This is a genomic window from Streptomyces sp. (assembly GCF_031178505.1).
GTDB classification, from domain to species: domain Bacteria; phylum Actinomycetota; class Actinomycetes; order Streptomycetales; family Streptomycetaceae; genus Streptomyces; species Streptomyces gulbargensis.
In genome coordinates this window covers 1-3,092 of the sequence record NZ_JAPSIW010000799.1, presented here as the reverse complement: position 1 = coordinate 3,092, position 3,092 = coordinate 1, and the positions used below count along the sequence as shown (strand labels likewise).

4 protein-coding genes are annotated in these 3,092 nt (G+C 73.1%); 1 reads left to right on the top strand and 3 read right to left on the bottom strand.

All coding sequences use genetic code 11. The features are described 5' to 3' along the window. The 3 genes from RIF68_RS32545 to RIF68_RS32535 all read right to left on the bottom strand — a co-directional run. Positions 1 to 260: hypothetical protein (locus RIF68_RS32545; protein WP_309054932.1), on the bottom strand; the 260-nt coding region annotated here is incomplete at its 3' end. Then, positions 257 to 1,507, bottom strand: a complete 1,251-nt coding sequence (locus RIF68_RS32540) for a DUF3500 domain-containing protein (RefSeq protein WP_309054931.1) — start codon at positions 1,505 to 1,507, stop codon at positions 257 to 259. The genes RIF68_RS32540 and RIF68_RS32545, both read right to left, overlap by 4 nt. A gap of 49 nt (positions 1,508 to 1,556) precedes the next feature. After that, positions 1,557 to 2,324 carry an FCD domain-containing protein gene (locus tag RIF68_RS32535; RefSeq protein WP_309054929.1) on the bottom strand — a complete coding sequence of 256 codons (768 nt, stop codon included), beginning with the start codon at positions 2,322 to 2,324 and terminating at the stop codon, positions 1,557 to 1,559. A gap of 68 nt (positions 2,325 to 2,392) precedes the next feature. On the opposite strand from RIF68_RS32535, the gene RIF68_RS32530 reads away from it, so the two are divergent. Next, the coding region (locus tag RIF68_RS32530; protein WP_309054927.1) for a fumarylacetoacetate hydrolase family protein at positions 2,393 to 3,092 on the top strand (700 nt) is incomplete at its 3' end.

The window sequence follows — 3,092 nt, the reverse complement described above, 5'->3', positions numbered from 1 at the left end:
TGGCGGTGCGGCACCGGTGAGGCCCACAGCCGGGTGAAGAACGCCTCGGCAGTCCCGGGCCCGTCGAAGCCGCCGACGGGGAATCGCACCCGCGCCCCGCCCAGAAGGGCGACGGCGGCGGGGACGTCCTTGCGGTCGGCGGCGGCGGTGTAGGAGTGCAGGAGGCCGGCGATCACGTGCCGGGCCACCGCCCCGCGCATGTCGTTCCCCAGCACGCTGTCCCCGAGCACACTGTCCCCGCGCACGTCGTCCCGGCTCACGAGGCGTGGCTCCGCTGCCACTGGCGTACGTAGGAACGCCCGTAGTCGTTGCCGTGCGGGGTGCGCAGCACCGTGTGGATGTGGAAGGGGCGCGGGGTGTCGTAGTCGAGGAAGACGCCGCAGTGGTGGTCGAGTTCGGCGATCAGCACCGGGGACTGGACGCGGTAGTAGAACACGTCGCCGGGTTCGTGGCCGCCGATCCAGGACCACCAGGTCTCGTCGAGCCGTTCCCGTACCTCGCGCAGCCGCGCCGCCCGCGGCCCCTGGGGCAGCGCCAGCACGAACTGCTCGACGACCGCCATCACCAGTTCCCTGGCCTCGTCGCCGAGTTCACTCACCCGTACGCCCTCGACGGGGATGACCCGGTTGTCCTGGAAGGCGCCGCCGAGGTGCCGCTCGTCCCCGGGGTGGACGCGGCCCGGCGGCATCGCGTCGTCCACCATCCGCCGGTACACGGTGGCGGCCTGCCGCTGCTCGGGGGTGAGGGCCGCCATCAGCGCCGTCGCGGCACGGATGTGCCCGGTGAAGGCGTGCAGGCCGGCGTGCGGGCCCTCGTCGATCTCGTTGGGCTCGGCGCCGAGGAAGAGCGGGCTGAGCACCATGCGGCCGTTCACGACCAGGCAGCTGACGGCGCAGTGGTGCCCGTAGAGCTGCCAGCCCCAGGGGGCCACCGGGTCCGGCTCGCCGTACAGCACGAAGTTGTAGCTGAACTCGTTGAGCAGCGACTGCAGCCCGACCACCTCCCCGAGGAAGCCGTTGATCAGCATCATGCCGTGCGCCAGCTCGTAGCCCTCCGGGCTGAGCGAGGCCGCCATGAGGGCGAGCGCCCGCTCGCGCACCGGCGCGGGCTGGAACTCCAGGCGCAGGCCCGTGTCGAACTGCATGAACTCCGGGTTGGCCCAGGTCTGCCACTCGGGTGCGTCCACCGCGTACCGCAGGCGGCGCCGGCCGTCGTCGTCGAGCGCGTCCAGCAGGTCCCGCGCGGCGGCCGCCATGGCGGCGACGGGCGCCTCCTCGCCGGGGCGGGCCGGAGTGAGGGGGTGAGTGTCCTCGCGCAGCCGGCCGTCCTCGGTGATGCCCCGGAACTCCTCGAGGTAGAGCGGGCGCCACCCCTGGATCAGACCGCCGGTGAAGGTGCCCTCGCGCCGGGCGAAGTCCCGGTAGGTGTAGGGATCCATGCCCTTGAGTTCGGCTATGCGCGGATGGTCCGGCGCGAAGAGGTACTGGCGGAAGCCGGCGGACGACATGGGCGGCCCTTCCCGTTGCTCGGTGGTGGTGACACAGCGCAGTGCTGGCTCAGGCGGTGGCGTTGTGCCGGGCGACGGCGGCCCGCACGGCCGTCTCGTCGCCGGCGGCGATGGCCTCGACCAGCTCGGCGTGGATGCGGTGGCGCTCGGCCCGGTAGGCGGCGAACGCGGGGCCGCCGTCGGCGAACCGGGACGTGGTGCCGTGCAGGTGCCCCAGGGTCCCGGTGTAGACGGCGGCGGCCATCCGGTTGGGGCTGATCCGGGCGATGCGTTCGTGCAGCGCCCAGTTGGCCCGCAGGAAACCGTCCCAGTCCGCCGCGGCCCGCATGTGCTCCAGCCGGGCCCGCAGGCCGGCGACGTCCTCCTCGGTGCGGCAGCGGGCGGCCCCGACGTCGACGAGGACCTCCAGGTGGTCGCGCAGTTCGATGGCGTCCGCGACAGTGGCCGGTTCCTCCCGGACCTCCAGCAGGGTGTGCCGCAGCCGCACCACCGGCCCCCGGTCGGCGACGAACAGCCCGCCCCCGCGCCCCGGCCGGATCTCCAGCACCCCTCGGTCCCGCAGCAGCCGGACCGCCTCGCTGACCGTCGAGTAGGCGTACCCGGTCTCCGCGCGCAGCGACTCCAGCGTGCCGACCGGGTCCCCGGCAGCCAGCCCGCCGCTGCGGATGCGGGCGTCGAGCGCCTCGGCCAGCCGCTCCGCCCGGGTCCGCGAGCCGCCGGTCCGCAGCCCGGTCCCCGGGTGCCGGGAACCGCGGAGGCCGTCGGGTGAGCCGGTGCCGCCTTGTTCCTCGTCGTTGATGTGAGGCATAGTCGCCATGGAAGCATAAAACCTCCGAACCTTTGAAGGGGTTGGCCTTCGAAGGTTTCGTCGACAGGAGACGGCACATGCGCGTGGTCGGATTCCGAAGGCAGGGCACCGCGACCGAGGTCGGATACCTCTCACCCGACGGACGTGAGGTGACGGTGCTGGCCGGGCTGGAGGAGTTCTGGTCCGATCCGCACGGCCACCTCACCCGCGGGGCCGACGGGCCGGCCGTCGCCGTGTCCTCGGGGGAACTGGTCCCGCCGGTGCTGCCGGGCGCCCGGGTGATCTGCATCGGCCTCAACTACCTCAAGCACGTGGCCGAGGGGTCCTTCCGCGACCAGGAACTCCCCCCGTACCCGACGCTGTTCGCCCGCTGGACCCAGTCGCTCACGGTGGACGGCGCCGAAGTGCCCGTGCCGTCCGGAGAGGACGGACTCGACTGGGAGGGCGAGATCGTCGCGTGGGTCGGCGCCCCCCTCGTGGACGCCTCGCCACAACAGGCCCTGGCGGCGGTCGTCGGCTACTCGGCGTTCAACGACCTCACCTCCCGCCGGGCCCAGAAACTCACCTCGCAGTGGATCCTCGGCAAGAACGGCGACCGCTCCGGCCCGCTGGGCCCCCTCGTCCCCGCCGCCGAGGTGGGCGACCTGCGCGACGGGCTGCGAGTACGCACCTACGTCAACGGCGAGGTGGTCCAGGACGGCAGCACCGCCGAGATGGTGTACGGCGTCGGCGACACGCTCGCCCACATCTCCCGCACCCTCACCCTGCGCCCCGGCG